The organism is Streptomyces sp. NPDC044044 (genome assembly GCF_056434405.1).
In genome coordinates, this window is sequence record NZ_JBWKFG010000010.1 from 253,969 (window position 1) to 280,199 (window position 26,231).

The following is a 26,231-nucleotide window of genomic DNA, read 5'->3' on the forward strand; positions in this document are numbered from 1 at the left end:
GCCTCGTCCCCGCACCGAGGGCCCACCCGGCATGACCCGGTGAGCCCTCGGCACGGGGACGGAACTCCACCCCGGTGCGGCGCCTTTCACTCGCCGCGGCCCACGCCTCGCCGCTGAAGGAGACGGATCAGCTCCGCGTTCTGCCCGCGCCGCGCCCAGGCGATCCACGCGAGCGGCAGGATGAGGATGAGCGGCGTGGCGGCGTTCTCCCCGCCGAGCGCGGTCACGCTCACGATGAAGGCACCGATCATCAGCCCGACGAGACTCGTCGCGCCGACGGAACTGAGCACCGGGACCAGCAGCGCGATCCCGCCGAGCACCTCCAGCGCGCCGATCGCGTACATCCCCGGATCGCCCCACCCGAGCCTCTCGAAGGCCTCGACCGCCGTGGGGTGCGCGATCAGCTTCGGAGCCCCGCTGGCGAGAGCGAAGAACAGGGCGAGCACGACCTGGACCGTGCGCAGCGTGATGCGAACGGAGCGGCGCCCTCCAAGGGCGGAGGCGCTGGAGGCGGTGCCGCTGGGGGCGGTGGAGGCGGAGGCGCTGGGGGCGGTGGTGGCCGTGGTCATGGTGATCTCCTCGATCTCCTCGATGCGCAGGGGCTGTTGTGCTGTCACCGAGATAGACCGGCCCGCCCCACGGAACTCATCGCCCGGCAGCACACCATCTCCGCCGGGCGTCGCCCGCAGCCCACCGTCAGCGCACCGGCACCGCCCGCACCCAAGTCCCGTCCTCCGTGAGGTACTTGTCGACCTTCAGCCCCGCCTCCTCCAGCGCCTGCTCGAACTGCTCCTTCGTGAGCGGCCGGGCGCGGAACGTGTGGGTCCATGCGGCGTCCGGGAAGACGTACTCCGCGCGCACCTCGTTCACCCCGTCCCCCACCGGCTCCGCCGACACGATCCGCACCGTGAACCCACCGGGGTCGACCCGCTCCCTCGGCAGGTTCGTGTGGTAGTCCGCGCCCTCCCGCTGGATCAGCACCCAGCCTTCGTCCGTCACATGGCTCCGGCAGGCCCGCAGCATCCCGCGGCGCACCGACACGTCGCCGGTGTGCACGAGGAACGACGCGAGCATCACCACCTCGAACCGCTCGTCCAGTTCGAGCTTCTCGATCGGGCTGTGGACCGTGCGCACCCGCCCGCCGACCGCGGAGACCTTCTCCAGCATCTCGGGGGACTCGTCCACCGCCGTGATCCGGAACCCCCGCTCCAGCAGCGGACGCGTCACCCGCCCCGCACCGCTGCCCAGCTCCAGAATGTGCGCCCCGGCCGGTACCGCACCGGCGATGACATCGGGCTCGTCCCCGACGGACAGGCGCGCGTACAGGTCCACCGCGCAGCCGTCCGGCGTGATCGCTCCCGGGCCCGTCCCCTCGTATCCCTCACGCATCTCAGCAGTCATGCCCCGTCAACGAAGCGCTTCGAGGGCCCGTTCCCACCTCTCCCATTGGCCCCGTCGTCTACAGCGGGAACCAGCCATGCCCTCCATACCAGTGGCCTCCCGCCCTCAAGTGGTCCCCCACGGCTCTCTCCACCCTTGTCCGCCGCGGCAGTTCGGCCACGGGCAGGTCCCCGTCGCCGAAGACGAAGGCGACGGGAGCGCTGTCGTCCGGCTCCCGCCCATACCCGTCCGCGAGGTGGAAGCGCTCCTGGAAGCGGACGATGTTCGCGTCCGCCGGCAGATACCGCTTCAGCTGCGGATCGAGCAGCCAGGAGTGGCACACTGCTATCTCATATCGCTCCTCCGGGAAGTGCCGCGCGAAGAACTCCCGCGCCAGCCATATCGACCGGTCGCAGGCCTCCGGGGACAGCGGCCCCCGGAAGTCGGTGATGTGGAGGTTCAGACAGAGGTCCCCCCGGCTCGCGGAATGCCCCGCCGCGGCCACCACCCCGCCCATCCGCTCCCCCAGCACCGCGCGCTGGAACTGCAGCCGCCCCAGTTGGTAGAGCTCGCCCCGGAAATGCAGGGAATTCCAGCTCGGGTGCAGCAGCCCGGGACCACCGCGCGCCCTGCGGTGCACCGCGATGTGCCGTCCGAGGTCGGCGAGCGTGTGCCGGGAGACGTCGTCCGGGATGCCGTGACTCCGGTGATACGCGCGCACGTACGGCAAGGCCGCCACGAAGACGTACACGTAGAAGTAGGCCCCGAAGGTGCCCAACTCCACCGGCAAGGGAGCGTACTTGGGGCCCGCACCCGGCCTTCCCATGTCCCGCACCGTCCCGGCGACGCTGCGGTCGAGCAGCCACCGCGCCTCGGGGTCCTCCGTCAGCCGTCCGCGCAGGGCCAGCAGGGCGTTGATGTCCTCGTGCGGCACGGCCAGGTCGAGCAGCACGTCCGGCAGCTCGTCGGCAGAGGGCAGCACGGCCGCGGCCCGCGGCACCTCCACGCCCTCCGGGGCCTCCTGGGCCTCCTGGGCCTCCAGATCCTGCAGCCACGCGGCGAGCCGCTCGTCCGACCTCGCCCGGTTCCTCAGTACGTCCAGCACAGCCCTGCCCCCCCGATCGACACATCTACGATCTTGAAGCCTCGGGCCCTTCCGGTCCACCACCCACGGGTGGATCCTTGAAGGTGGAGACGCGCAGGGAAGGGTGGAGAACGGGGTGGAGAACGGGATAGAGAGGGAGGAGATGACCTCTCCTGATGCGCACAGGCAGTGAACCGGTGACCGCGCGCAGTCCGCTGCGCATGCGCTTCTGGTTCAGCGTGTGGGGCCTGATCTGGGCCACGTTCGGCACCGTCGCCTTCGCCCTCGTGGGCCGCCCCGAGTGGGCGCTCGCCTGCGGGGTGCTCTGGCTGATCGTCACCGCCGACATGGCGGTGATCCTGCACCACATCCACCAGGGCCCGCACTATCAGCCGGGCCGCGACATCCCGCCGTACGACCCTCCGCGGACCGGGAGGACGGGTTAGCCATGGGGACTGGCCGGCCAAGAGGGACGGACCGGCCAAGGAGAGGTGTCAGCCCTCGGCGCCCGCGGTGCCCTCGGTGCCCTCGGTGCCCGCGCCGCCGCCGTCGTCGAAGCGCGCCGCCGCCAGGTAGTCCGGCTGCGGGTCGAGCGCAGCGGCGAGGCGGAAGTGGCGGCGGGCCTGGTCGGGCCGCGCCGCGCGTTCGTACGTGCGGGCCAGGGCGAAATGGGCGAACGCGTTGTCCGGCTCGCGCTCCAGGACGATGCTGAACTCCAGCTCGGCGGCGCGCAGTTGAGCGGCGGCGAAGAAGGCGCGCGCCCGCAGCAGCCGCGCCGCCGTGTTCTCGGGGTGGGCCGCGATGACCGTGTCGAGCAGCTTCACCGCGCCTCGGGGGTCCCGCGCGGCAAGGAGCTGCTCCGCCGCACGGAAGTCGATGACATGGGTCTCCGGGGTAATTTCGGGCACGCGTGACTCCTTCCCTCGCTGCTCTGTGTCAACGCCCGTCACGCCGACGCCTATTCCGTCAAGTCTCCCCGTGAACGCGGCCCCCACACTCCGGCACCGCCCCTCACCCTCCGCGCCCTCCGCGCCCCTCACAGCGCCAGAGCCGTCAGCACGAGTCCGAGCAGCAGCACCGCCGCGCCCGCCGCCACGAATCCCCGGTCGATGCCCTTGCGCTCGCGCCCCAGCACGACGGTCTCCCGGGGATCGTCGCTGTCGTACGCGATGCGCACCCGGTCGCCCGCGGCGAGCGGCGCCCTCCTGCTGGGCGGCACCGGGGACACCACCTCGACGACCCGCCCGTCCCCCGTCTCGAACTGCAGCATCGGCCTCTCGGCACCCGGCTGCACCGCCTTGACCAGGGCCTCCGTCACCTCGCCCAGGTCCGTGATGCGCCGGGTCTGCCGCAGGCCGTACGCACCGGCCAGCAGCGCGACCAGGCCGCCCAGAGCGGTGAACACCGCCAGTACGACCACTCCCGCCTCCTTCTAGGCCGCGCGTGCCCGCCGCGCGAGGTCCGCCCATACAGCGCCGACCCGCTGCTCCAGTCCCTCCAGCGGGCCGTCGTTGTCGATCACGATGTCCGCGATCTCCAGACGCTTCTCGCGCGTCGCCTGGGCGGCCATCCGCGCGCGGGCGTCCTCCTCGCTCATGCCGCGCAGCCGCACGAGACGCTCCAGCTGGGTCTCGGGGCTCGCGTCGACCACGACCACGAGGTCGTACAGCGGCGCCAGGCCGTTCTCCGCGAGCAGCGGCACGTCGTGCACGACCACCGCGTCCTGCGAGGCCGCCCCCTCGAGCTCGGCGGAGCGGGCGCCGACCAGCGGGTGCACGATCGAATTCAGCACGGCCAGCTTCTCCGGGTCGGCGAAGACGATCGAGCCCAGCTTCGGCCGGTCGAGGGTGCCGTCCGGGGCGAGGATCTCCTGCCCGAAGGCGTCAACGACCTTCGCAAGCCCGTCGGTTCCCGGCTCCACGACCTCTCGCGCGATCTTGTCGGCGTCGATCAGCACGGCTCCCGACGCGACGAGGAGACGCGATACTTCACTCTTGCCGGCGCCGATACCGCCGGTCAGGCCCACCTTCAGCATGACCGGCAGCTTAGGGGGTGGCGTTACGCTCCGCCCTCCCGGATACGCGTTCCCCTCCCGGATACGCGCTACCCTCCCGGCCACGCTCCACCCTCCCGGATATGCGTCGCGCCCTTCCCGCTACGCGTCGCCCTCGCGCTCGGCGAGGAAGCGTTCGAATTCCTGGCCGATCTCGTCGGCCGACGGGATGTCCATGGGCTCCGCGAGCATGTTGCCGCGCGCGTCGGCACCTGCCGCGGCGTCGTACTGGTGCTCAAGTCCCTGCACGAGGGCGACCAGTTCCTCGTCGCCCTCCTGGATCTGCCGGTCGATCTCGGTCTGGGTGCGGTGCGCCTCGGTGCGCAGGCCGTGCGCGACGCTCGGCAGCACGAGGCCCGTCGCCGCGGTGATCGCCTCGAGGACCGTGAGAGCGGCGTCCGGGTACGCGGAGCGCGCGATGTAGTGCGGGACGTGCGCGGCGACGCCGAGCACGTCGTGGCCCGCTTCCAGGAGGCGGTACTCGACGAGCGAGGCCGCACTGCCGGGCACCTGCGCCTCGTCGAAGGGGCTGCGGTGCCCCGGCACCAGGTCGGTGCGGTTGCCGTGCGGGGTGAGGCCCACGGGGCGGGTGTGCGGCACGCCCATGGGGATGCCGTGGAAGTTCACCGAGAGGCGTACGCCGAGCCGCTCCACGATCTGCGCGACGGCGGCCGCGAAGCGCTCCCACTCGACGTCGGGCTCGGGCCCGGAGAGCACCAGGAAGGGCGCACCCGTGGCGTCCTGGAGCAGCCGCACGTCGAGCGTGGGCACCTCGTAGTCGGTCCAGCGGTCGCGCCGGAACGTGAGCAGCGGGCGGCGCGCGCGGTAGTCGACGAGCCGGTCGTGGTCGAAGCGCGCCACCACCTGGCCGGGCAGGCTGTCCGTGAGGCTCTCGACGATCTGGTCGCCGGTCTCGCCCGCGTCGATGTAGCCGTCGAAGTGGTAGAGCATGACCAGTCCGGCCGACTCCTGCGCGAGCGCCATGTCGACGACGGCGAGGCCCTTCGGCTCCCATGCGTACAAATCCTGCGGATCAAGCACTGTGACCGCTCCTCGCCCTCTTCTTCGTGACTCGTACAGCAGAACGCGCGCAAGGGCGTGGGCATTCCCTGCCGGGCTCCTTCACGGCGGCTTCTTACGTCACGCGCACCCGGGGGTTCGTATGCATGAACCCCCTTTGGGGGGAGCCGAGTTCACCGGCCTGGTCCAGACCTTGACGCGGACATGCCCCACCTCTACGTTCAGATGCACACCCAGTGTTCATGTACAAGAACCGGAGGGTCACCCCACATGCGCACCCGACGCACCCTGCTCATCTCCGTCTCCGTCTCTGTCTCCGCGCTCGCCGCGACGGCCGCCACCGGAGGCCTGGCCTCCATGGCCACCGCTTCCCCCGCAACGACGGCGGCCGGGACCATCGAGGTCTCCACGGCCGCCGAGCTCAAGTCCGCGCTCACCAGCGCCTCCCCGGGCGACACGATCCACCTCGCCGACGGCACGTACAACGGAAACTTCAAGACCAGCACGGCCGCGAGCTCAGGCTCCCGCATCACCCTGACCGGCTCCTCGAAGGCGGTGCTCACGGCGGGCGGCGGATACGGCCTGCATCTGAACGGCGCCTCCTACTGGACGGTGAAGGGCATCACCGTCACGGGCGGCCAGAAGGGCATCATGATCGACTCCGCGAGAGGTGTCGTCGTGGACACCGTCACGGTCCACGGCCTCGACATGGAGGGCGTCCACTTCCGGAAGTCGAGCACCGACGGCGTCATCAAGGGCTCGAAGATCTACGACACCGGGAACGACGACCGCGGCATGGGCGAGGGCGTCTACGTGGGCAGCGCGGGCGGCGTGAGCGACAAGAGCGACAACGTACAGATCCTGAACAACACGATCGGCCCCGACGTGGGCGGCGAGGCCATCGACCTCAAGGAAGGCACCACCGGCGGCAAGGTCACCGGCAACACCTTCGACGGCAAGGGCCTGACCGGCAACAACTACGACGACTCGTGGATCGACGTGAAGGGCAACAACTACCTCATCGAGAACAACACCGGCAAGAACACCACGAACAACGGCTACGAGACCCACAGCCAGCAGTCCGGCTGGGGCTGCGGCACGGTCTTCCGCGGCAACAGGTCGACCCTGTCCGGCTCGACGGGCGACAAGCAGCTCGCGATCAACGTGACCAATTTCAGCGGCAGTTGCAGGACGACGGTGTACGCGAGCAACACGGTCACGGGCGGCAAGGGCCTGACGAACATCACGGTCACGCCGTAGGCCCTCGGCAGGGCGCCAAGCCCCCACCGGGCCCGCACCCGCGCATTCGCACCGCACCCGCACCCGCACCCGCAAACAGAACAACGGGCCCGCATCTCCGAAGAGATGCGGGCCCGCAGTGTTCAGCTACCGCCTAGAGAGAGCGACGCGAGGTCAGCTCTGGCCTCCGGCGAGCTTCTCGCGCAGAGCGGCGAGCGCCTCGTCCGACGCCAGGGCGCCGGAGTTGTCGTCCGACTCCGAGGAGTACGAACCGCCGCCGCCACCGCTGCCACCGGCGGCCGGGGTGCCGGTCGAGGAAGCGGGAGCCGCAGCGCCCTCGGCCTCGGCCTGGGCGTCAGCCTCGCGGGACTTGATGACCTGGGCCTGGTGCTGCTCGAAGCGCGTCTGCGCCTCGGCGTACTGCGTCTCCCAGACCTCACGCTGCGACTCGAAGCCCTCGAGCCAGTCGTTGGTCTCGGGGTCGAAGCCCTCGGGGTAGATGTAGTTGCCCTGGTCGTCGTACGACGCGGCCATGCCGTACAGGGTCGGGTCGAACTCGACGGCCGACGGGTCGGCGCCGAAGGCCTCGTTGGCCTGCTTCAGCGAGAGGCTGATGCGGCGACGCTCGAGGTCGATGTCGATGACCTTGACGAAGATCTCGTCGTTGACCTGGACGACCTGCTCCGGGATCTCCACGTGGCGCTCGGCCAGCTCGGAGATGTGGACCAGACCCTCGATGCCCTCGTCGACGCGCACGAACGCACCGAAGGGAACGAGCTTGGTGACCTTACCGGGAACAACCTGCCCGATCTGGTGCGTGCGGGCGAACTGCTGCCACGGGTCTTCCTGCGTCGCCTTGAGCGACAGGGACACGCGCTCGCGGTCCATGTCCACGTCGAGAACCTCGACGGTGACTTCCTGGCCGACCTCGACAACCTCGGAGGGGTGGTCGATGTGCTTCCAGGAAAGCTCGGAGACGTGCACGAGACCGTCGACGCCACCGAGGTCCACGAACGCACCGAAGTTGACGATCGAGGAAACGACGCCGGAGCGGACCTGGCCCTTCTGCAGGGTCGTGAGGAAGGTCTGGCGGACCTCGCTCTGGGTCTGCTCGAGCCAGGCACGGCGGGACAGGACCACGTTGTTGCGGTTCTTGTCCAGCTCGATGATCTTGGCCTCGAGCTCCTTGCCCACGTAGGGCTGGAGGTCGCGGACGCGGCGCATCTCGACGAGGGAAGCCGGCAGGAAGCCACGGAGGCCGATGTCGAGGATGAGACCACCCTTGACCACCTCGATGACGGTGCCGGTGACGATGCCGTCCTCTTCCTTGATCTTCTCGATCGTGCCCCAGGCGCGCTCGTACTGTGCGCGCTTCTTGGACAGGATGAGACGGCCTTCCTTGTCCTCCTTCTGGAGAACAAGAGCCTCGATCTCATCGCCCACGGCGACGACCTCATTGGGGTCGACGTCGTGCTTGATGGAAAGCTCGCGGGAGGGGATGACGCCTTCGGTCTTGTAACCGATGTCGAGCAGGACCTCGTCCCGGTCGACCTTCACGATGACGCCGTCGACGATGTCGCCGTCGTTGAAGTACTTGATCGTCTCGTCGATCGCGGCGAGGAAGGCTTCCTCGTTACCGATGTCGTTGACCGCTACCTGCGGGGTGGTGGAAGCGGTGGTCTCGGTGCTGCTCGTCATGTGGGTAAGGGCTCCGGTACGGACGGTGAGTCGTAGGTACTGCTAGCGCCGGAGCCGATTTCGCTCTGAAGAAGCCGGACAGCCTGGGAAGCGCCGATTCCTGAGTTACGGAAGGCGCCTCGACAACCGAGGGGACATACAACAGATGCGAGCGCATCCTGCTATGTCTGAGGAAGGCAGGCTCGCAGCGCAACTTGTAGCATACGGGGGCAGCCGGACAGGGTCAATGCGCGAAGGCGCACACCCGGGGCGGAACGCCGCATACCCGGCACAAATGCTGTCGCATGAGGCCACACGGGCCGCACAGCGCCCTGCCGCGACCACTTTTCGGCCCGCCTCGCCACTGTCCCGCCGCGACGAGCCGTATCAAGCCAGACGGAAGAGTACGACGATGGAGCCGATCATCCAAGAGTCCGAGCTGCACGAGACGCCCGAACCGGAAGCCACCCGCCGTGACGCCGACGTCACGGAGAGCAGCCGCGCCAATCGTGGCTGGTGGGACAGGAATGCGGACGACTACCAGATCGAGCACGGCACCTTCCTGGGTGACGACCGGTTCGTGTGGGGTCCGGAAGGACTCGACGAGGTCGAGGCCGAGCTGCTCGGTCCGCCCGAGGAGCTGAAGGGCAAGGACATCCTGGAGATCGGCGCGGGTGCGGCGCAGTGCTCGCGCTGGCTCGCCGCGCAGGGCGCGCGTCCGGTCGCCCTCGACCTCTCCCACCGGCAGCTGCAGCACGCGCTGCGGATCGGCGGCGGTGTGCCGCTGGTGGAGGCGGACGCGGGGGCGCTGCCGTTCGCGGACGGCAGCTTCGACCTCGTGTGCTCGGCCTACGGAGCGATGCCGTTCGTGGCCGATCCGGTACGGGTCCTCAAGGACGTGCACCGCGTGCTGCGGCCCGGCGGCCGGTTCGTGTTCTCGGCGACGCACCCGATGCGCTGGGCCTTCCCCGACGAGCCGGGCCCCGAGGGGCTCTCGGTCGCGGCCTCGTACTTCGACCGCACTCCTTATGTAGAGCAGGACGAAGAAGGAAACGCCGTCTACGTAGAGCATCACCGGACGCTCGGCGACCGGGTGCGGGACATCGTGGCCGCCGGTCTCCGCCTCGTCGACGTCGTGGAGCCGGAGTGGCCCGCGTGGAACACCCAGGAGTGGGGCGGCTGGTCCCCGCTGCGCGGAAATCTGATCCCGGGGACGGCGATCTACGTCTGCGTACGAGACTGAGTGCGTGATCCGTCTCCGTAGCGACGCCCTGGACCTTCCCGTACGCAGCGCGCTGCCCGCGCTGCGCTCCGCTTTGGAGGGGCCGGGCAGCGCCGTGCTGTGCGCGCCTCCCGGCACGGGCAAGACGACGCTGGTGCCGCTCGCCCTGGCCGGGCTTCTCGGGGACGGGCCTGTACGACGCGTGGTGGTCGCCGAGCCCCGGCGCATCGCCGCTCGGGCCGCCGCGCGGCGGATGGCGTGGCTGCTCGGCGAGAAGGTCGGCGAGAGCGTCGGGTACACGGTGCGCGGTGAGCGCGTGGTGGGGCGCCACGCGCGCGTGGAGGTCGTCACCACGGGTGTCCTGCTGCAACGGCTGCAGCGGGACCAGGAGTTGGCCGGTGGCGGCGGAGTCGACGTAGTGATCATCGACGAGTGTCACGAGCGGCATCTCGACGCCGACACCGTGGCGGCGTTCCTGGTCGACGTGCGGGCGGCGCTGCGGCCCGAGCTGCGCCTGGTGGCCGCGTCCGCGACGACGGACGCGGAGGGCTGGTCACGGATCCTCGGGGACGCTCCCGTGGTGGAGGCGCAGGGCACCTCTCACCCGGTGGAGGTCGTCTGGGCGCCGCCCGCGCGTCCGGTGCGGCCGCCGCACGGGATGCGGGTGGATCCGGCGCTGCTCACCCATGTGGCGTCGGTGGTGCGGCGGGCGCTGGCCGAGCGGGACGGGGACGTGCTGTGCTTCCTGCCCGGGGTCGGCGAGATCGCGCGCGTGGCCGGGCAGTTGGGGGACGCGCCCGCGGAGGTCCTGCAGGTGCACGGGCGGGCGCCCGCGGCGGTGCAGGACGCGGTGCTCGCGGGCTCGGCGGGAGGCGCGCGCCGGGTGGTGCTCGCGACATCCGTGGCGGAGTCGTCCCTGACGGTTCCCGGGGTGCGGGTCGTGGTCGACTCGGGGCTGGCACGTGAGCCGCGCGTCGACCATGCGCGCGGGCTGAGCGCGCTGACGACGGTACGGGCTTCGCAGGCGGCAGGACGGCAGCGGGCGGGCCGCGCAGGGCGTGAGGCGCCGGGGGCCGTGTACCGGTGCTGGGCGGAGGCGGAGGACGCCCGTCTGCCGCGCTTTCCGGCGCCGGAGATCAAGCTGGCGGACCTTTCCGCGTTCGCGCTGCAGGCGGCCTGCTGGGGCGATCCCGACGCCTCCGGTCTCGCCCTGCTCGATCCCCCGCCGGGTGGTGCGATGGCGGCGGCGCGTGCCGTTCTGACGGCGGTCGGGGCGGTGTCCGGGGAGTCGGGGCGGGTCACGGAGCGGGGCACGCGGATGGCGCGGGTGGGGCTGCACCCCCGCCTGGCGCGGGCCCTGCTGGATGCCGTTCCCCTGGTGGGGGCGCGCCGAGCGGCCGAGGTGGTGGCCCTCCTGAGCGAGGAGCCGCCGCGTGAGTACGGGGACGACCTCGCGGCGGCGTGGCGCGCTGCCCGGCAGGGCCGGGACGGGTACGCGGCGCGATGGCGCACGGAGGTGCGGAGGCTGACCGCTGCCGCGGAGGCGTCGCCGCCGGGAACCGGTACGCCGAAGGCGCGGGAGTCAGGGACCGGCACGAGCGACGAGCACGTCGCCGGACTCGTCGCCGCGCTCGCCTTCCCCGAGCGGGTTGCCCAGAGGCGTGGGGACGGCGCGTACCTCATGGTGAACGGGACCCGCGCCGAGGTGCGGCCCGGGTCCGCGCTCACCGGGGCGGAGTGGATCACCGTGGCCGTGGCCGACCGGCCGGTGGGTGCCGGGCACGCGCGCGTGCTGCTCGGCGGGCACATCGACGAGGACGTCGCCCGGAGCGCGGCGGCGCCCCTGTACAGCGAGGGGGACGAGGTCGCCTGGGCGGACGGGGATCTCGTCGCGCGCCACGTCGAGCGGCTCGGTGCCGTGGAACTGACGGTGCGGCCCCTCAAGAAGCCCGCCCCCGGACTCGTACGGGAAGGGCTGCTTGCGGGGCTCAAGGAGGAGGGGACCTCGCTGCTGCACTGGTCCGAGGGCGCCCGGGAGCTGCGGGAGCGGCTCGCCTTTCTGCACCGGCATCTCGGGGCGCCCTGGCCCGACGTGTCCGAAAGCGCCCTGCACGCGCGCGTGGACGAGTGGTTGGAGCCCGAGCTGTCGAAGGCGCGGCGCCGGGCCGACCTGCGGCGCATCGACGCGGGGCAGGCGCTGGGCCGGCTCCTGCCGTGGGCGACCGGTGAAGCCACCCGGCTCGACGCGCTCGCTCCGGAGCGGGTGGCGGTGCCCAGCGGTTCCAGGATCCGGATCGACTACTCCGACCCCGAACAGCCCGTACTCGCCGTGAAGTTGCAGGAGATGTTCGGGCTCGCCGAGACCCCGCGGGTCGCGGACGGCGGCGTGCCCGTCCTGGTGCATCTGCTGTCCCCCGCCGGACGCCCCGCCGCGGTCACCGCCGATCTCGCCTCCTTCTGGCGGGACGGCTACCGGGCGGTGCGGGCGGAGCTGCGCGGGCGGTATCCGAAGCATCCGTGGCCGGAGGATCCGGCGGCCGCCCAGGCGACGCGGTTCACCAACGCGCGGCTCAGGCGTTGACCGGCTCCGGCTCGGGCGCCGTCGTGGCCTCCGGATCACCGGGCCTGCGGCTGCGGGCCTCCAGCCACAGGGAGAGGGCGAGCAGGAACAGTCCCAGGCCCAGGAAGCCCCAGGGGAGATAGGACGTCAGGAGGAGCACCAGGACGCGCTGGGACTTCACCAGGTCGACCGTGCTCTTGATGTAGTCCTCGCGCATCTTCACGTGGCCCTCGAACACGGTGACCTTGTCGCGTCCGCCGAGGAGTGTGCCGCCGCGCAGCTCGTTCTTCTGGATCTCCTCGCCGTAGACCGGTGCCCCGGTGGTCGGGTCGACCCAGAACTTGCGGACGGTGGTGTACCAGCGCGTGGTGCCCGTCTTGGCGAGCGACTCCGGGGTGATGCCCTTGACCGGCATGGTCTTGGGGAAGGGCACCTTGGTCCAGGGGATGGTCTGCTCGAAGTAGTAGACCTCCACGCCGCGGAACGTCTGTGTGCCCTTGTAGTGGATGGGCTTGGTGACGCGGGCCTGCGCGTCGAAGTACTCGTAGTCCCGCTTCTCGGTCAGGAAGGGCCACTTGAACTCGATGCCCTCGCGCTTGACCGCGTCGCCGTCGACCATCTCGCCCTTCGCGTGCACCGGTTCCTGGCTGTGCGCGTCGAAGATGTAGCGCTCGGGGACCTTGGAGACCATCTTGCCGTCGGCGTCCTGGACGTAGGAGAGGGCGTCCCAGACGACGACGTCGCGGTCCGCCGTCTTCTCGATCTTCTCGGACGCCTCCACGTTGCCCTTGAGGGTCTGCACGATGGTGACCTTGTCGACCTTCTTGGCCTTCATCGAGCCGTAGTCGATGAGCGTCGGGTTCTTCGCCTCGAGGACCGCCTCCTGGTACTGGCTCGGCGGGATCTTGGCGAGGCGCGGGAAGGCGTACCAGCGCATGAGCGGGGACATCGCCGTGAAGAACACGGCGAAGGCGAGCAGGATCAGGCTGGCCTTGCGGCGCATCGCGGCGGCCCTCCCTACGGGTGCTTGGGGACGGTGGTGAGCAGTGGCTCGGGCGATGTCTCGCCGGGCGGGGCCCCCATCGCCGTGATCGTCAGGACCAGGGCGAAGGCGACGGCAAGACCGGTCGCGGCGGCGATGAGGGCGCGCATGCGGATCCTCCCGAGGCGGGAAATCTGACGGTGTCCTGGACGCCGGTCATGAACTGACAGGGCGTCAGGGCTGGGGCACCGTAGCAACGCCGCGGCCAGATGAGAACACGTTGCACACACACGAACGCCCCTGCGCCGGGCGGCGCAGGGGCGTTGCGTTCAGGAGGCGCGCACGTGCTGTTGCGTATGCGCTGTGCGTGCGGCTAGGCCGCGGGCGCCGCCACCTTCAGTTCGACCGTGAGCGTCGCGCCGCCCACGGTGGTGACGCGGAGCAGGAAGGTGCCCGCCGCGTCGTCGGCGTACATCTTGGGGAGCTTGAGCACGCCGTTCGCGTCCGTCTTCAGGGCCTTGAGGGTGCGGACCGGCTTGCCGTCCGCGTCCTTGAAGTACGGACCCTTGTCGTTGGCCGTGGCGTCGGCCGCCGACTTGATCATGGTGGCGGTGGCCGCGACGCGGTCGGCGGCCTCTCCCTTGTACGTCGCCTTGACCTCGACCTGGTCGGCGAACTCCCCGCCCGGCGCGCAGGTCAGCGCCTTGTCGCTGGTCCTGGCCAGGGCGTCGGCCTGACGCGCGGCGACCGAGGCCGTGAAGTCGAGGCCGGGCAGCGAGCGGCCGACGACCGTGGCCCTGACCGTGAACTCACCCGTCTTCTCGCCCGCCTTGAGCACCGGGGCGGTGGCCTTGCCCGAGGCGCTCGTGGTGACGGTCGCGCTGGTGGCGCCGCCCGGGAAGCGCGCATCGGTGTCACCGACGATCGCGAACCTCACCTTGGCCTTGGCCACGGCCGAGCCCGACGCGGACTCCGTGCGCACCTCGACGCGCTCGGCGAAGGCGTCGCCCGCCGTCGCGGAGAGCTTGCCGGTGCCGGCGTCCTTTAGGCTCGCCACCCGGTCGGTGGGCGTGGGGCTGGGGTTCGGGGTCTCGGAGCCGCCACCGCTCGGCGGCTTGGACGGGCTCTCGCTGCCGCCGCCGTTCCCGGGCTTGGACGGCTTGTCGTCGCCCGTCCCTGACGGCTTGGGCGAGGGCGAACCGGACGACCCCGGCGTCGGACTCGGACTCAGGCTCGGGCCCGCGCTCGGACCGCTGCTGTCGCTGCGGTCGTTCGGCAGGACGCCCGTGCCGTCGGGGATCTCGTGGGTGCCCTTGCGGTAGTACTCCAGCCACGAAAGGACCGTGTTCAGGTAGTCCGTCGAGTGGTTGTAGCTGAGGATCGCCTTGTGCAGATCGGCATCGACGGACAGGTCGCGGTCGTTCGCGCAGAGGTAGCGCCCTGCGGCGAGCGCGGCGTCGTAGATGTTGTTCGGGTCCTTCTTGCCGTCCGCGTTGCCGTCCTGCGCCCAGGTGTCCCACGTCGAGGGGATGAACTGCATGGGGCCGACCGCGCGGTCGTGCGTCTTGTCGCCGTCGTACGCGCCGCCGTCGGTGTCGGTGATCTTCGCGAAGCCGTTGCCGTTGAGGACCGGGCCGAGGATCGGTGCGAGCGTCGTGCCGTTCGCGTCCACGCGACCGCCACGCGCCTGGCCCGACTCGACCTTGCCTATCGCGGCGAGCAGCTGCCAGGGCAGCTTGCAGCCCGGCCTGGAGGTGGCGAGGGACGCCTCGGCCTTCTTGTACGCGTCGAGGACGGTGGCCGGGAGGCCCGCCTCGGTCTCGTCGTCGCCGCCGTTGGGCGCTACCGTCGGCGGGACCGGGGTGTTCAGGGGCGGCAGGTCGGTGTAATAGGGGGAGTTGCCGGTCGCGGAGTTCTCGGGTGGCGGCGTGGCGCCGGATGCCCCCGCCCGCTCGTCGCGAGGGACGTCCGTCACGCCCGGGGCCTGGGACGCCGCGAGCGCCGCCACCGCCGCGGCCGCCACCGCGGTGGTCACCGCTCCCCTGCGCAACCGCCTGCCGAATACCGCCGCCATGACCGTGAACCCCTCCCCTTGACGACTGTGCCTGTCGCCGCCCTGCCCTGTTGTGCTCCCCGTTGTGCTCCCCAGCAGGCCGACTCAGGCGACACTACGACAACTTCCGGCGCCCAGACACCCGTTCGTGCCCGATTTTCACCGGTTGGCCTCGTCCTGTTCGGGCGGTACCGACCCGTCGGGCACTTCGCTGATCTCGTTCTCCGGGGTGAGCTCCTGCGCCGCCGAGCGGCCCTTGTTGAGCGCGCGGTGCACGGCCTGGGCAACGCGTTCGATGGTACGGACTCCGTACTTCATCGTGGGGTTGTCGTGGGAGAGGACGACGATGCGGTACATACGGCCGCCGCCCTTCTGTGCGCCGATTCCGGTGAACGCTCCGATGCTGTGCACCCGCCAGCCGTGCGTGGACCGGGGCAGCCAGCCGTTCTTGAGGTACGCCTTGGTGCCGCGCGGCATTCCGGCGGGCACTCCCCAGCGCTGGTCGCGCCGCACCTCGTTCAGCTGCTTCAGGCCGTACGCGCGTGAGCGCGGGCTCAGCAGGGCGCGGGCCCTGGCTCCGGTGAGGACGCCGAGGATGCGGAGCTGATCGGCCGCGGAGGTGCGGGTCAGGCCCCAGAGGCCGTACGGGTTGAGCGTGGTGGCGGTGGTGCCCGCGCGGCCGAGGAAGCGGGCGATGTAGGACTGGCCCAGGTCGTCGAAGAGGCGCCGGGCCGCGGTGTTGTCCGAGCGGATGATCATCGGGCGTATCTTGCGGCGTTCCCAGGCGGTCAGCCCGCGCCCCCAGTCCTGTGCGCGGCGCAGGGCGGTCTCCATGATCATGACTTTGGCGACGCTCGCGGTGTCGTAGCGGTGGCTGCGGCCGAAGGCGCAGCTGAGGCCGGTCGCAGGGTCGTGGAGGGCCACGGAGATGGTGCCCCGCCGTGCGGTCAGGACGGCGCGGATGTCGCGGGAGAGCTGGGCGGCGAGGCCGGGATCGCTGCGGGCCGTGCAAGAGGCCGCGCGTTGCGCCGCGCTGGCTTGAGCAGCGGTTGCGGGGAGGGGGGTGAGGAGGGTGGTGAGCAGTGCCGTGGCTATCGCTATTCGGCACTTTCGCAGGTGAAGGGCCATGCGGTCATCGTGGCCGGGGCGCCTTCTCCGGGCCTGGGGACCTGGGCCACGTGGGTGAGGGGCCCTGCGGGGTGCGGCCGGAGTCCGACGCGCCCCGCAGGACGGGCGCCACCCCTGAGGGGGCGCCCGGAACCCCGGACGGGCCCGACCCTGAGAGTCCACCCCGGACCCCGGACAGGCCCAACCCCGAGAGTCCGCCCCAGACCCCCCGGACAGGCCCAACCCCGAGAGTCCGCCCCAGACCCCCCGGACAGGCCCAACCCCGAGAGTCCGCCCCAGACCCCCCGGACAGGCCCGACCCTGAGAGTCCACCCCGGACCCCGGACAGGCACCGCCCCTGGGGCTCCGCCCCGGAACCCGCGCCTCACACGCCGGAGGGGCTGCTCCTCCCTGCCCCGGCTGAAAGATCTCAGCCGGGGCCGGAAGACTTCCAGCCCCTCCGGCGTGTGCGGACGAACTCGGCGGAGCCGGTGATTTCCGGTGCGCCCGAGGATGCGCTCAAGCCCGACGCAGTCAGTGCGCGGCGGACTCCCAGTCCGCCCCCACGCCCACCGACACATCCAGCGGAGCCCGCAGCGACACCGCGCCCGCCATCTCGCGGCGGACGAGCTCCTCGACCTTGGCGCGCTCGCCCGGAGCGATCTCCAGGACGATTTCGTCGTGGACCTGGAGCAGCATGCGGGAGTCGAGCTTCGCCTCCGTGAGCGCGCGGTGCACGTTCAGCATGGCGATCTTGACGATGTCCGCTGCCGTGCCCTGGATGGGCGCGTTCAGGGCCATCCGCTCGGCCATCTCGCGGCGCTGGCGGTTGTCGCTGTTGAGGTCGGGGAGATACCGGCGGCGGCCCAGCATCGTCTCCGTGTACCCCGTCGCGCGGGCCTCGTCGACGGCTCGGCGCAGATAGTCGCGTACGCCGCCGAACCGCTCGAAGTAGGTGTCCATCAGCGAACGGGCCTCGCCCGCCTCGATGTTCAGCTGCTGCGAGAGACCGAACGCGGAGAGGCCGTACGCCAAGCCGTACGACATGGCCTTGATCTTGCGGCGCATCTCGGCGTCGACGGCGGAGCCCTCGACGGAGAAGACCTGGGAGGCGACCGTCGTGTGCAGGTCCTCGCCCGAGCCGAAGGCCTCCAGGAGGCCCTCGTCCTCGGAGAGGTGGGCCATCACGCGCAGTTCGATCTGGCTGTAGTCCGCGGTCATCAGGGACTCGAAGCCCTCGCCGACCACGAAGCCGCGGCGGATCGCCCGGCCCTCGTCCGTGCGGACCGGGATGTTCTGGAGGTTCGGGTCGGTGGAGGACAGGCGGCCCGTCGCCGCCACGGTCTGGTTGAACGTCGTGTGGATGCGGGTGTCCGCGGCGATCGCCTTGATCAGGCCCTCGACCGTGACGCGCAGCTTCGCCTGCTCGCGGTGGCGCAGCATGATGACCGGCAGTTCGTTCTCGGTCTGGGCCGCGAGCCAGGCCAGGGCGTCCGCGTCCGTGGTGTAACCGGTCTTGGTCTTCTTCGTCTTGGGGAGGTTCAGCTCGCCGAAGAGGACTTCCTGGAGCTGCTTGGGCGAGCCGAGGTTGAACTCGTGGCCCGCGGCCTCGTGCGCCTCCTTCACCGCCTGCTGCACCGCGCCGGCGAACTGCTGCTCCATCGCCTCCAGATGGGCGCGGTCCGCCGCGATGCCGTGCCGCTCAAGGCGGGCCAGGAGGATGGACGTCGGCAGTTCGATGTCCGTCAGGAGGTCACCGGCGCCGACCTCCTTCAGCTTCTCCCCGAAGGCCGTGCCCAGGTCGAGGATCGTGCGGGCCTGTGCCATCAGCGACTCGGCCTCGGCCTGGTCGTCCTCCTCCGTGCCGAAGGCGAGCTGTCCCTCGGCCGCCCCGGCGGGGGCCAGCTCGCGGCCCAGGTACTCCAGGGACAGGGCGTCCAGGGCGAAGGAGCGGCGGCCCGGCTTGACCAGGTACGCGGCGAGCGCCGTGTCCATGGTGACGCCGTCCACGGTCCAGCCGTGCTCGGGGAAGACCCGCATCGTGGCCTTGGCGTTGTGCAGGACCTTGGGCTTGTCCGGGTCGGCGATCCAGGCCGCGAACGCGTTCTCGTCGGCCTCGTCCAGGCCGGACGGGTCGAACCACGCCGCCGCTCCCCCGGCCGCTGCGAGGGCGACCTCGGTCACCGAGCCCGTGCCGAGCTGCCAGGTGTCGACCGTGGCCACACCGAGGACCGCCTTGCCGTGCTCGGCGAGCCACGGGGCGACCTCACCCGCGCCGAGCACCGAGCCGTCAAGCTCCACGCCGGGCTCGGCCGGGGTCTGCTCGGCCTCCTCCGCGCCGGGGTCGACGGCCAGGAGACGCTCGCGCAGCGAGGGATTGCGGATCTCCAGGGTGTCCAGGACCAGGGCGAGGGCCGTGCGGTCGTACGGAGCGCGCTCCAGGTCGGTGACCGCCTTGGGGAGCTCGACGTCGCGCACCATCTCCGTGAGGCGGCGGTTGAGCTTCACCGCGTCCAGGTGGTCGCGGAAGTTCTGTCCGGCCTTGCCCTTGACCTCCTCCGCGCGCTCGACGAGGTCCGCGAAGGAGCCGAACTGGTTGATCCACTTCGCGGCGGTCTTCTCGCCGACTCCGGGGATGCCGGGGAGGTTGTCCGACGGGTCGCCGCGCAGGGCCGCGAAGTCGGGATACTGGCTGGGCGTGAGGCCGTACTTCTCCTCGACCTTCTCCGGCGTGAAGCGCGTCAGCTCGGAGACGCCCTTCGTGGGATACAGCACCGTCACGTGGTCGGTGATCAGCTGGAAGGAGTCGCGGTCGCCGGTGACGATCAGGACGTCGAAGCCGGCCGCCTCGGCCTGGGTGGCGAGCGTGGCGATGACGTCGTCCGCCTCGAAGCCGTCCACCGCGAACCGCACCGCGTTCATCGCGTCGAGGACCTCGCCGATCAGCTCGACCTGGCCCTTGAACTCGTCCGGGGTCTTGGAGCGGTTCGCCTTGTACTCCGGGAACTCCGAGGAGCGCCACGTCTTGCGCGAGACGTCGAAGGCGACCGCGAAGTGCGTGGGCGCCTCGTCGCGCAGGGTGTTCGCCAGCATCGACGCGAAGCCGTAGATCGCGTTCGTCGGCTGGCCCGTCGCGGTCGTGAAGTTCTCCGCGGGCAGCGCGAAGAACGCCCGGTAGGCCAGGGAGTGCCCGTCCATGAGGAGCAGGCGCGGACGCTGCTCGCCACTCGGCTTCGTCGCGGTCTCGGACTTCTTCTTCGCTGCTTTTTCTGCCACGTCCCCGATCCTGCCACGCCCCACTGACACTCAGGCCCAACCCTCACCCGCCACCGCGCCGTCACTGCCGCGTGGGAGGATCGGAGACGTAGCTCACGCACGTGCTCGAAGGGGAGCCGATCATGGCAAGGAAGTCGCCCAAGGGTGATCCGGTCCAGGACGCGCCGCAGGTCGCCGAGGCACAGCACGCCGCGGCGGGGCTTCCCGCCATCGGGCACACGCTGCGCATGGCCCAGCAGCAGATGGGCGTGCGCCGCACGGCGCTGACGCTGCTGCGGGTCAATCAGAAGGACGGCTTCGACTGCCCCGGCTGCGCCTGGCCCGAGCCGGAGCACCGGCACAAGGCGGAGTTCTGCGAGAACGGCGCGAAGGCGGTCGCCGAGGAGGCCACGCTGCGCCGCGTCACCCCGGACTTCTTCGCCGCGCACCCCGTGGCCGACCTCGCCACCCGCAGTGGGTACTGGCTGGGGCAGCAGGGCCGCCTCACCCACCCGATGTATCTGGCGGAGGGTGCCGAGCGCTATGAACCCGTCCCCTGGGAGCGGGCCTTCGACATCATCGGCGAGGAACTGGCCGAGCTGGACAGTCCGGACGAGTCCGTCTATTACACCTCGGGCCGCACCAGCAACGAAGCGGCGTTCCTCTACCAGCTGTTCGCCCGCGAGCTGGGCACGAACAATCTGCCCGACTGTTCGAACATGTGCCACGAGTCGTCCGGCTCCGCCCTCACGGAGACCATCGGGATCGGCAAGGGCAGCGTCCTCCTGGAGGACCTCTACAAGTCGGACCTGATCATCGTCGCCGGGCAGAACCCGGGCACGAACCACCCGCGCATGCTCTCCGCCCTGGAGAAGGCGAAGAACAACGGCGCGAAGATCATCACGGTCAATCCGCTGCCCGAGGCGGGCCTGGAGCGGTTCAAGAACCCGCAGACCCCGCAGGGCATGCTCAAGGGCACCGCCCTGACCGACCTCTTCCTGCAGATCCGTCTGGGCGGCGACCAAGCCCTGTTCCGGCTGCTGAACAAGCTGATCCTCGAAACGGATGGCGCGGTCGACGAGGAGTTCGTCCGCGAACACACCCATGGGTACGAGGAGTTCACCGCGGCCGCGCGGGACGCCGACTGGGACGAGACGCTGACGGCGACCGGTCTCGGCCGCGACCGCATCGAGGAAGCGCTCGCCATGGTGCTCGCATCGAAGCGCACCGTCGTGTGCTGGGCGATGGGCCTGACCCAGCACAAGCACGCCGTGCCGACCATCCGCGAGGTCGTCAACTTCCTTCTGCTGCGCGGCAACATCGGCCGTCCCGGCGCGGGCGTGTGCCCGGTGCGCGGGCACTCGAACGTGCAGGGCGACCGCACGATGGGCATCTTCGAGCGGCCCGCGCCTGCCTTCCTGGACGCCCTGGAGAAGGAGTTCGGCTTCGCGCCGCCGCGCGAGCACGGCTTCGACGTCGTCCGCGCGATCGAGGCCCTGCGGGACGGCAAGGCGAAGGTGTTCTTCGCGATGGGCGGCAACTTCGTGGCGGCCTCGCCCGACACGGAGGTGACGGAGGCGGCGATGCGCAAGGCCCGCCTGACCGTCCATGTGTCGACGAAGCTGAACCGCTCGCACGCGGTCACGGGTGCGCGCGCCCTGATCCTGCCGACGCTCGGCCGTACCGAGCGGGACCTGCAGGGCAGCGGTGAGCAGTTCGTGACCGTCGAGGACTCCATGGGCATGGTGCACGCCTCGCGCGGCCGTCTGGAGCCCGCGAGCCCACATCTGCTCTCCGAGCCGGCCATCGTGTGCCGCCTCGCCCGCCGCGTCCTCGGCCCCGGATCGGCCACGCCCTGGGAGGAGTTCGAGAAGGACTACGCCACGGTGCGCGACCGCATCGCGCGCGTGATCCCCGGCTTCGAGGACTTCAACGCGCGCGTGGCCGACCCCGCGGGCTTCGCCCTTCCGCACGCCCCGCGCGACGAGCGCCGCTTCCCCACGGCCACCGGCAAGGCGAACTTCACCGCGGCGCCCGTCGAGTTCCCCGGCCTGCCCGAGGGCCGGCTGCTGCTGCAGACGCTGCGCTCGCACGACCAGTACAACACCACGATCTACGGCCTGGACGACCGCTACAGGGGCATCAAGAACGGCCGCCGCGTCGTCCTGGTCAACCCCGACGACGCCCGCGGGCTGAGCCTCGCCGACGGGTCGTACGTGGACCTGGTGAGCGAGTGGAAGGACGGCGTCGAGCGGCGTGCGCCCGGCTTCCGGGTCGTGCACTATCCCACCGCCCGCGGCTGCGCCGCGGCGTACTACCCGGAGACGAACGTCCTGGTCCCGCTGGATGCGACGGCCGACACGAGCAACACCCCCGCCAGCAAGTCCGTCGTCGTGCGCCTGGAACAATCAGGCACCGACTGAGCGTTCGCTCAGCGACAAGTGAGGACGACGAACGGAGCCGGGCCCATGGGCGAGCAGCACAGCGTGAAGTTCCCGCAAGAGGTCATCGACGAGTACGCCGCGCTCGGCATCGACCTGCCCGCCCTGTTCTCCGCCGGGGATCTGGGCGTCCGTATGGGCGTCCAGATCGTCGAGGCCTCCGCCGACCGCGTCGTCGGCACCATGCCGGTCGAGGGCAACACCCAGCCGTACGGCCTGCTGCACGGCGGCGCGTCCGCCGTGCTCGCCGAGACCCTCGGTTCGGTCGGCTCCATGCTGCACGGCGGGAGCGGGAAGCTCGCCGTCGGCGTCGACCTGAACTGCACCCACCACCGCGGCGCGCGTTCGGGCCTGGTCACCGGCGTGGCGACGCCCGTGCACCGGGGCCGCTCCACGGCGACGTACGAGATCGTCATCACCGACGAGCAGGACAAGCGGGTGTGCACCGCGCGGCTGACCTGCCTGCTGCGTGACGTGGAGCCCAACGGCACCGCCGGCTGAGGCAGTTGAAGGCGGCGCCCCACGCATTGTCGGAGCGTGGGGCGCCGGTCTAGCGTCTGTGCATGAGGCACCGGAAACCGCTCTGTGCGCTCGCCCTCACCACCCTCCTCGGCACCCTCTTCACCGCCACCGGATGCGGGAGCTCCCCTTCCGACGACACCCCTGAGCCCTCCCCCGCCACCACATCCCCCGAGGACCTCTGCACGGCCCTGATCACCAAGTGGGGACGGCAGATCTACGACTCGGGCAAGGAGACCTACGGCGACTACCAGTCGATGGGCCTCTCCAACGGGCAGTACATGATCCTCCGGGACACCCTCGACCTGGCCCGCGCCGAGCGTGAGCGCCACGGAGCCGCCTCGGGGCGGACGTTGCTCACCCGTGAGGCCCGCGAGCGGTGCGAGAAGCGCTACCGCCACGGGCAGCCGAGCGGCGGGCCGTGGGTGTGAACGCCATCGGCCCCATCGAGCCCGGCGACAACACCTACGCCGCCCGCACCGCCTCCCCGGACCAGGCCGCCGCACACCCCGTCAGGACCCGCCCGCCCCTCAACCGTCACCGCCGCACCTCCCTGGCCGTCGCCCTGGCCGCGGTCGTCGGGGCCGCGGGGCTCAGCCTCTACCTGACGCGTCCCCGGCCCCCCGCGCCGCCGCCACCGCTCTACCCGTCGCAGACCGTGTCCGTGGCGTACAGGGGCGACATGACGCACCCACGGGCAGGCGACCGCACGTTCAGCTTCACCGTCAGCCTCGGCCAGGACTCGGGGCCGCCCGTGTCCGTCAGACGGATCGGCCAGCCGTCTGCGGCGCTGTCGGTCACCGTCGCCCCCCATACCCCATTCACAGTGAAAAGCGGAAGCCCTCGGACGGCACGTATTTCCATGCACATTCGCGAATGTGGAAATGTGCCGCGGAATGCCGGACTCCCTTTCCTGGAAGTAACACTGCGTAATGTGCGCGCAATGCAGACGCAGAGCTTCATCCTCGGTTCGGCGTACGCAAAAGATCTTTCCGAGGCCCTGACAGCCGCATGCCCCCCGAACACTGATGTCATGAGTAAAACACCCTGACAGTCCTGCAAGTTCTCAGCATGCGGGATGCGCCGAAGGTGGCGCATTCCGCCCCAACCGCCCCCTGAGTTCCAGCGCGGAATACTCCGTGGCATAACAAGAGCGTCACACCTTTGGCCTGACCACTCCACCTGGAACAAAGCGGCCCTTAGAGTCACGGCCAGTCACCGCGCCCACCGGATTCCTGTCAGTTCGGTTCTGCGCTCGACTCGGCCACCCAACAGGGGACGGCCGTGCCAGGGGAAAGGACTGATCGTGCGTCAACGTTCGCTCATAGCCATCACCGCTGCATTCACCGCGGGGGCACTCACCCTCACCGCCTGTGGCTCACGCGACGACAAGGACAAAGACGACGCCGGGGGTGGCGGTACCACCGTGGTCATCGGCGTCGACGCGCCGCTGACCGGCGACTTGTCCGCGCTGGGCCTCGGTATCCGCAACTCCGTGGATCTCGCCGCCAAGCAGGCCAACGAGAAGAAGTACGTCGACGGCATCACCTTCAAGATCGAGGCCGCCGACGACCAGGGCCAGCCCGCATCGGGCCAGACCAACGCGACCAAGTTCGTCGCGAACAAGGAAATCCTCGGCGCCGTCGGGCCCCTGAACTCCTCCGTCGGCGAGTCGATGCAGAAGGTCTTCGACGACGCGAAGCTCGTCCAGGTCTCCCCCGCCAACACCAACCCGGCCATGACCCAGGGCCAGGACTGGAACGGCGGCAAGAAGGTCCGTCCGTACAAGGCCTACTTCCGTACGGCCACCACGGACGCCATCCAGGGCCCGTTCGCCGCGCAGTACCTGTACAACGAGGCGAAGAAGAAGAAGGTCTTCGTCGTCGACGACAAGAAGACCTACGGCGCCGGTCTGGCCGCCACCTTCAAGGACGAGTTCACCAAGCTCGGCGGCAAGGTCGCCGGCACCGAGCACGTGAACCCGGACACCAAGGACTTCGGCGCCGTCGCCACCAAGATCAAGAACTCTGACGCCGACGTCGTCTACTACGGCGGCGAGTACCCCGCGGCCGGCCCGCTCAGCAAGCAGATGAAGAAGGCAGGTGCCAAGATCCCGCTCGTCGGCGGTGACGGCATCTACAGCGCCGACTTCGTCAAGCTCGCCGGCAAGGAAGGCAAGGGCGACTACGCCACGTCCGTCGGCCAGCCGGTCGAGGAACTGCCGTCCGCCAAGGAGTTCATCGCGAACTACAAGAAGGCCGGCTTCAAGGAGGCCTACGAGGCCTACGGCGGCTACTCGTACGACTCGGCCTGGGCGATCATCGAAGCGGTCAAGAAGGTCGTCGAGGACAACGACGGCAAGCTGCCCGACGACGCTCGCGCCAAGATCGTCGAGGCCATGCAGGACGTCTCCTTCGACGGTGTGACCGGCAAGGTCTCCTTCGACGAGTACGGCGACGCGACCAACAAGCAGCTCACCGTGTACCAGGTGAAGTCCACCGAGGACCCGACCAAGGGCTGGGAGCCGGTCAAGTCCGGCACCTTCACCGGCTGATTCACCCCGCAGCACGACACCACCGCGCGGGGCGCTGCCTCTGCAGCGCCCCGCGCGGCGTCGCATCCGTCACCTAAGCCGTCCGGCCACCGCGAGGCCCACCGCCACCGCACGCAGGCCGCACGACACCGAAAGACTCGGAGGACCTGCGGTGCACGAACTGCCGCAACAGCTGGTCAATGGCCTGCTACTGGGATCCATGTACGGCCTGATCGCCATCGGCTACACAATGGTCTACGGCATCGTCCAGCTCATCAACTTCGCCCATGGCGAGATCTTCATGGTCGGCGGCTTCGGCGCCCTCACCGTCTGGCTCTGGCTGCCGGGCGGCACCAGCATGTGGCTCGCCCTGCCGCTCATGCTCATAGGCGCCGTGATCGTCTCGACCCTCATAGCGGTCGGAGCCGAACGCTTCGCCTACCGCCCGTTGCGCGGCGCACCCCGCCTCGCCCCCCTCATCACCGCCATCGGCCTCTCCCTCGCGCTGCAGCAGGCCGTCTGGGCCTGGTACCCCAACGCGAAGTCGTCCCGCACCTTCCCCGAGATGCCCGGCGACTCCATCCACATGGGCTCCATCACCATCCAGCCCGGCGACATCTTCCTGCTGATCACCGCCCCGATCTGCATGTTCGCCCTCGGCTACTTCGTGATGAAGACCCGCGTGGGACGCGGCATGCAGGCCACCGCGCAGGACCCCGACACCGCCAAGCTCATGGGTGTCAACACCGACCGCGTCATCGTCGTGGCCTTCGCGATCGGCGCCGCCTTCGCAGGCATCGCCGCCGTCGCCTACGGCTTCCGCTACGGAGAAGTCCAGTTCCGCATGGGCTTCCTGTGGGGCCTCAAGGCCTTCACCGCAGCCGTGCTCGGAGGCATCGGCAACATCTACGGCGCGATGCTCGGCGGCCTCGTCCTCGGCGTCGCCGAAGCCATGGCCACCGCCTACATGAACGACATCCCCGGCATGAGCCAGCTCGGCGGGCAGTCCTGGGCCGACGTCTGGGCCTTCGTACTCCTCATCGTCGTACTCCTCGTCAGGCCACAAGGTCTCCTTGGCGAGCGCGTCGCGGACAGGGCGTGACCAC

Annotated in this window: 23 protein-coding genes; 9 read left to right on the forward strand and 14 right to left on the reverse strand. The window is 70.4% G+C overall.

Annotated features, from left to right (window positions below):
* Positions 1-86: 86 nt before the first annotated feature.
* From AC07AG_RS34770 to AC07AG_RS34780, 3 genes are all read right to left on the reverse strand, one after another.
* Entirely contained in the window at positions 87-569 is a 483-nt protein-coding gene (locus tag AC07AG_RS34770; protein ID WP_478760649.1) for a DoxX family protein, read from the reverse strand.
* Positions 570-696: 127 nt separating this feature from the next.
* A complete protein-coding gene (locus tag AC07AG_RS34775) occupies positions 697-1,401 on the reverse strand; it encodes a class I SAM-dependent methyltransferase (protein ID WP_478760306.1) in 705 nt (234 codons plus the stop codon).
* A 58-nt stretch (positions 1,402-1,459) separates the two neighbouring features.
* Complete coding sequence (locus AC07AG_RS34780; protein ID WP_478760308.1) at positions 1,460-2,485, reverse strand: acyltransferase domain-containing protein; 1,026 nt, start codon at positions 2,483-2,485, stop codon at positions 1,460-1,462.
* 155 nt (positions 2,486-2,640) lie between these two features.
* Here AC07AG_RS34780 and AC07AG_RS34785 point away from each other — a divergent pair, with 155 nt between their 5' ends.
* Entirely contained in the window at positions 2,641-2,910 is a 270-nt protein-coding gene (locus AC07AG_RS34785; RefSeq protein WP_478760310.1) for a DUF6343 family protein, read from the forward strand.
* 48 nt (positions 2,911-2,958) lie between these two features.
* Here the strand turns inward: AC07AG_RS34785 and AC07AG_RS34790 are convergent, their stop codons facing one another.
* The 4 genes from AC07AG_RS34790 to AC07AG_RS34805 all read right to left on the reverse strand — a co-directional run bounded on the left by AC07AG_RS34790 (position 2,959) and on the right by AC07AG_RS34805 (position 5,558).
* Positions 2,959-3,372 (reverse strand): tetratricopeptide repeat protein, encoded by a 414-nt coding sequence (locus AC07AG_RS34790; RefSeq protein WP_478760311.1) that lies wholly within the window; start codon positions 3,370-3,372, stop codon positions 2,959-2,961.
* A 128-nt stretch (positions 3,373-3,500) separates the two neighbouring features.
* Complete coding sequence (locus AC07AG_RS34795; RefSeq protein WP_478760313.1) at positions 3,501-3,884, reverse strand: hypothetical protein; 384 nt, start codon at positions 3,882-3,884, stop codon at positions 3,501-3,503.
* A gap of 12 nt (positions 3,885-3,896) precedes the next feature.
* Entirely contained in the window at positions 3,897-4,499 is a 603-nt protein-coding gene (gene coaE / locus AC07AG_RS34800; protein WP_478760315.1) for a dephospho-CoA kinase, read from the reverse strand.
* Between the two features lie 120 nt (positions 4,500-4,619).
* Positions 4,620-5,558: a PAC2 family protein gene (locus AC07AG_RS34805; RefSeq protein ID WP_478760316.1), complete on the reverse strand. Its 939-nt coding sequence runs from the start codon at positions 5,556-5,558 to the stop codon at positions 4,620-4,622.
* A gap of 249 nt (positions 5,559-5,807) precedes the next feature.
* Here AC07AG_RS34805 and AC07AG_RS34810 point away from each other — a divergent pair, with 249 nt between their 5' ends.
* A complete protein-coding gene (locus AC07AG_RS34810; RefSeq protein ID WP_478760318.1) occupies positions 5,808-6,797 on the forward strand; it encodes a right-handed parallel beta-helix repeat-containing protein in 990 nt (329 codons plus the stop codon).
* Positions 6,798-6,950: 153 nt separating this feature from the next.
* Here the strand turns inward: AC07AG_RS34810 and rpsA are convergent, their stop codons facing one another.
* Positions 6,951-8,474, reverse strand: coding sequence for a 30S ribosomal protein S1 (gene rpsA / locus AC07AG_RS34815; RefSeq protein ID WP_249590536.1), 1,524 nt, complete (start codon positions 8,472-8,474; stop codon positions 6,951-6,953).
* A gap of 391 nt (positions 8,475-8,865) precedes the next feature.
* Here rpsA and AC07AG_RS34820 point away from each other — a divergent pair, with 391 nt between their 5' ends.
* Both AC07AG_RS34820 and hrpB read left to right on the forward strand, forming a co-directional pair.
* A complete protein-coding gene (locus AC07AG_RS34820) occupies positions 8,866-9,696 on the forward strand; it encodes a class I SAM-dependent methyltransferase (protein ID WP_478760320.1) in 831 nt (276 codons plus the stop codon).
* Between the two features lie 4 nt (positions 9,697-9,700).
* Positions 9,701-12,256, forward strand: coding sequence for an ATP-dependent helicase HrpB (hrpB, locus tag AC07AG_RS34825; RefSeq protein ID WP_478760322.1), 2,556 nt, complete (start codon positions 9,701-9,703; stop codon positions 12,254-12,256).
* Here hrpB and pgfA read toward each other — a convergent pair.
* The 5 genes from pgfA to polA form a co-directional block, all read right to left on the reverse strand.
* A complete protein-coding gene (gene pgfA / locus AC07AG_RS34830) occupies positions 12,246-13,238 on the reverse strand; it encodes a cell envelope lipid trafficking protein PgfA (protein WP_478760324.1) in 993 nt (330 codons plus the stop codon). The two genes, hrpB and pgfA, sit on opposite strands and share 11 nt — an antisense overlap.
* Before the next feature lie 14 nt (positions 13,239-13,252).
* Positions 13,253-13,387 (reverse strand): SPW_0924 family protein, encoded by a 135-nt coding sequence (locus AC07AG_RS34835; protein WP_361045215.1) that lies wholly within the window; start codon positions 13,385-13,387, stop codon positions 13,253-13,255.
* A 203-nt stretch (positions 13,388-13,590) separates the two neighbouring features.
* The gene (locus AC07AG_RS34840; protein ID WP_478760326.1) at positions 13,591-15,291 is read right to left on the reverse strand and encodes a lytic transglycosylase domain-containing protein; all 1,701 of its coding nucleotides are present in this window, start codon (positions 15,289-15,291) and stop codon (positions 13,591-13,593) included.
* A gap of 138 nt (positions 15,292-15,429) precedes the next feature.
* Positions 15,430-16,398 carry a serine hydrolase gene (locus AC07AG_RS34845; RefSeq protein ID WP_478760328.1) on the reverse strand — a complete coding sequence of 323 codons (969 nt, stop codon included), beginning with the start codon at positions 16,396-16,398 and terminating at the stop codon, positions 15,430-15,432.
* A gap of 513 nt (positions 16,399-16,911) precedes the next feature.
* Entirely contained in the window at positions 16,912-19,653 is a 2,742-nt protein-coding gene (gene polA, locus AC07AG_RS34850; RefSeq protein WP_478760330.1) for a DNA polymerase I, read from the reverse strand.
* A gap of 122 nt (positions 19,654-19,775) precedes the next feature.
* Between polA and AC07AG_RS34855 the strand changes: the two genes are divergently transcribed.
* The 3 genes from AC07AG_RS34855 (at position 19,776) to AC07AG_RS34865 (ending at position 23,023) form a co-directional block, all read left to right on the forward strand.
* Positions 19,776-22,055, forward strand: a complete 2,280-nt coding sequence (locus tag AC07AG_RS34855; RefSeq protein WP_478760331.1) for an FdhF/YdeP family oxidoreductase — start codon at positions 19,776-19,778, stop codon at positions 22,053-22,055.
* 45 nt (positions 22,056-22,100) lie between these two features.
* Positions 22,101-22,574 (forward strand): PaaI family thioesterase, encoded by a 474-nt coding sequence (locus AC07AG_RS34860; protein ID WP_361045230.1) that lies wholly within the window; start codon positions 22,101-22,103, stop codon positions 22,572-22,574.
* Positions 22,575-22,636: 62 nt separating this feature from the next.
* Positions 22,637-23,023, forward strand: a complete 387-nt coding sequence (locus AC07AG_RS34865) for a hypothetical protein (protein ID WP_478760333.1) — start codon at positions 22,637-22,639, stop codon at positions 23,021-23,023.
* Positions 23,024-23,234: 211 nt separating this feature from the next.
* Here AC07AG_RS34865 and AC07AG_RS34870 read toward each other — a convergent pair whose 3' ends face one another.
* Entirely contained in the window at positions 23,235-23,393 is a 159-nt protein-coding gene (locus tag AC07AG_RS34870; RefSeq protein WP_478760335.1) for a hypothetical protein, read from the reverse strand.
* 505 nt (positions 23,394-23,898) lie between these two features.
* On the opposite strand from AC07AG_RS34870, the gene AC07AG_RS34875 reads away from it, so the two are divergent.
* Positions 23,899-25,146 (forward strand): branched-chain amino acid ABC transporter substrate-binding protein, encoded by a 1,248-nt coding sequence (locus AC07AG_RS34875; RefSeq protein WP_451215772.1) that lies wholly within the window; start codon positions 23,899-23,901, stop codon positions 25,144-25,146.
* A gap of 151 nt (positions 25,147-25,297) precedes the next feature.
* The gene (locus AC07AG_RS34880; RefSeq protein ID WP_478760337.1) at positions 25,298-26,227 is read left to right on the forward strand and encodes a branched-chain amino acid ABC transporter permease; all 930 of its coding nucleotides are present in this window, start codon (positions 25,298-25,300) and stop codon (positions 26,225-26,227) included.
* The last annotated feature ends 4 nt before the right edge of the window (positions 26,228-26,231 follow it).

Bases quoted from the DNA above. Each gene is read 5' to 3' on its own strand.
- AC07AG_RS34770 (WP_478760649.1), bottom strand. From the start codon at position 569: ATGACCACGGCCACCACCGCCCCCAGCGCCTCCGCCTCCACCGCCCCC.
- AC07AG_RS34775 (WP_478760306.1), bottom strand. From the start codon at position 1,401: ATGACTGCTGAGATGCGTGAGGGATACGAGGGGACGGGCCCGGGAGCG.
- AC07AG_RS34785 (WP_478760310.1), top strand. From the start codon at position 2,641: ATGCGCACAGGCAGTGAACCGGTGACCGCGCGCAGTCCGCTGCGCATG.
- coaE (WP_478760315.1), bottom strand. From the start codon at position 4,499: ATGCTGAAGGTGGGCCTGACCGGCGGTATCGGCGCCGGCAAGAGTGAA.
- AC07AG_RS34810 (WP_478760318.1), top strand. From the start codon at position 5,808: ATGCGCACCCGACGCACCCTGCTCATCTCCGTCTCCGTCTCTGTCTCC.
- rpsA (WP_249590536.1), bottom strand. From the start codon at position 8,474: ATGACGAGCAGCACCGAGACCACCGCTTCCACCACCCCGCAGGTAGCG.
- AC07AG_RS34820 (WP_478760320.1), top strand. From the start codon at position 8,866: ATGGAGCCGATCATCCAAGAGTCCGAGCTGCACGAGACGCCCGAACCG.
- pgfA (WP_478760324.1), bottom strand. From the start codon at position 13,238: ATGCGCCGCAAGGCCAGCCTGATCCTGCTCGCCTTCGCCGTGTTCTTC.
- AC07AG_RS34835 (WP_361045215.1), bottom strand. From the start codon at position 13,387: ATGCGCGCCCTCATCGCCGCCGCGACCGGTCTTGCCGTCGCCTTCGCC.
- AC07AG_RS34840 (WP_478760326.1), bottom strand. From the start codon at position 15,291: ATGGCGGCGGTATTCGGCAGGCGGTTGCGCAGGGGAGCGGTGACCACC.
- AC07AG_RS34845 (WP_478760328.1), bottom strand. From the start codon at position 16,398: ATGGCCCTTCACCTGCGAAAGTGCCGAATAGCGATAGCCACGGCACTG.
- AC07AG_RS34855 (WP_478760331.1), top strand. From the start codon at position 19,776: ATGGCAAGGAAGTCGCCCAAGGGTGATCCGGTCCAGGACGCGCCGCAG.
- AC07AG_RS34860 (WP_361045230.1), top strand. From the start codon at position 22,101: ATGGGCGAGCAGCACAGCGTGAAGTTCCCGCAAGAGGTCATCGACGAG.
- AC07AG_RS34865 (WP_478760333.1), top strand. From the start codon at position 22,637: ATGAGGCACCGGAAACCGCTCTGTGCGCTCGCCCTCACCACCCTCCTC.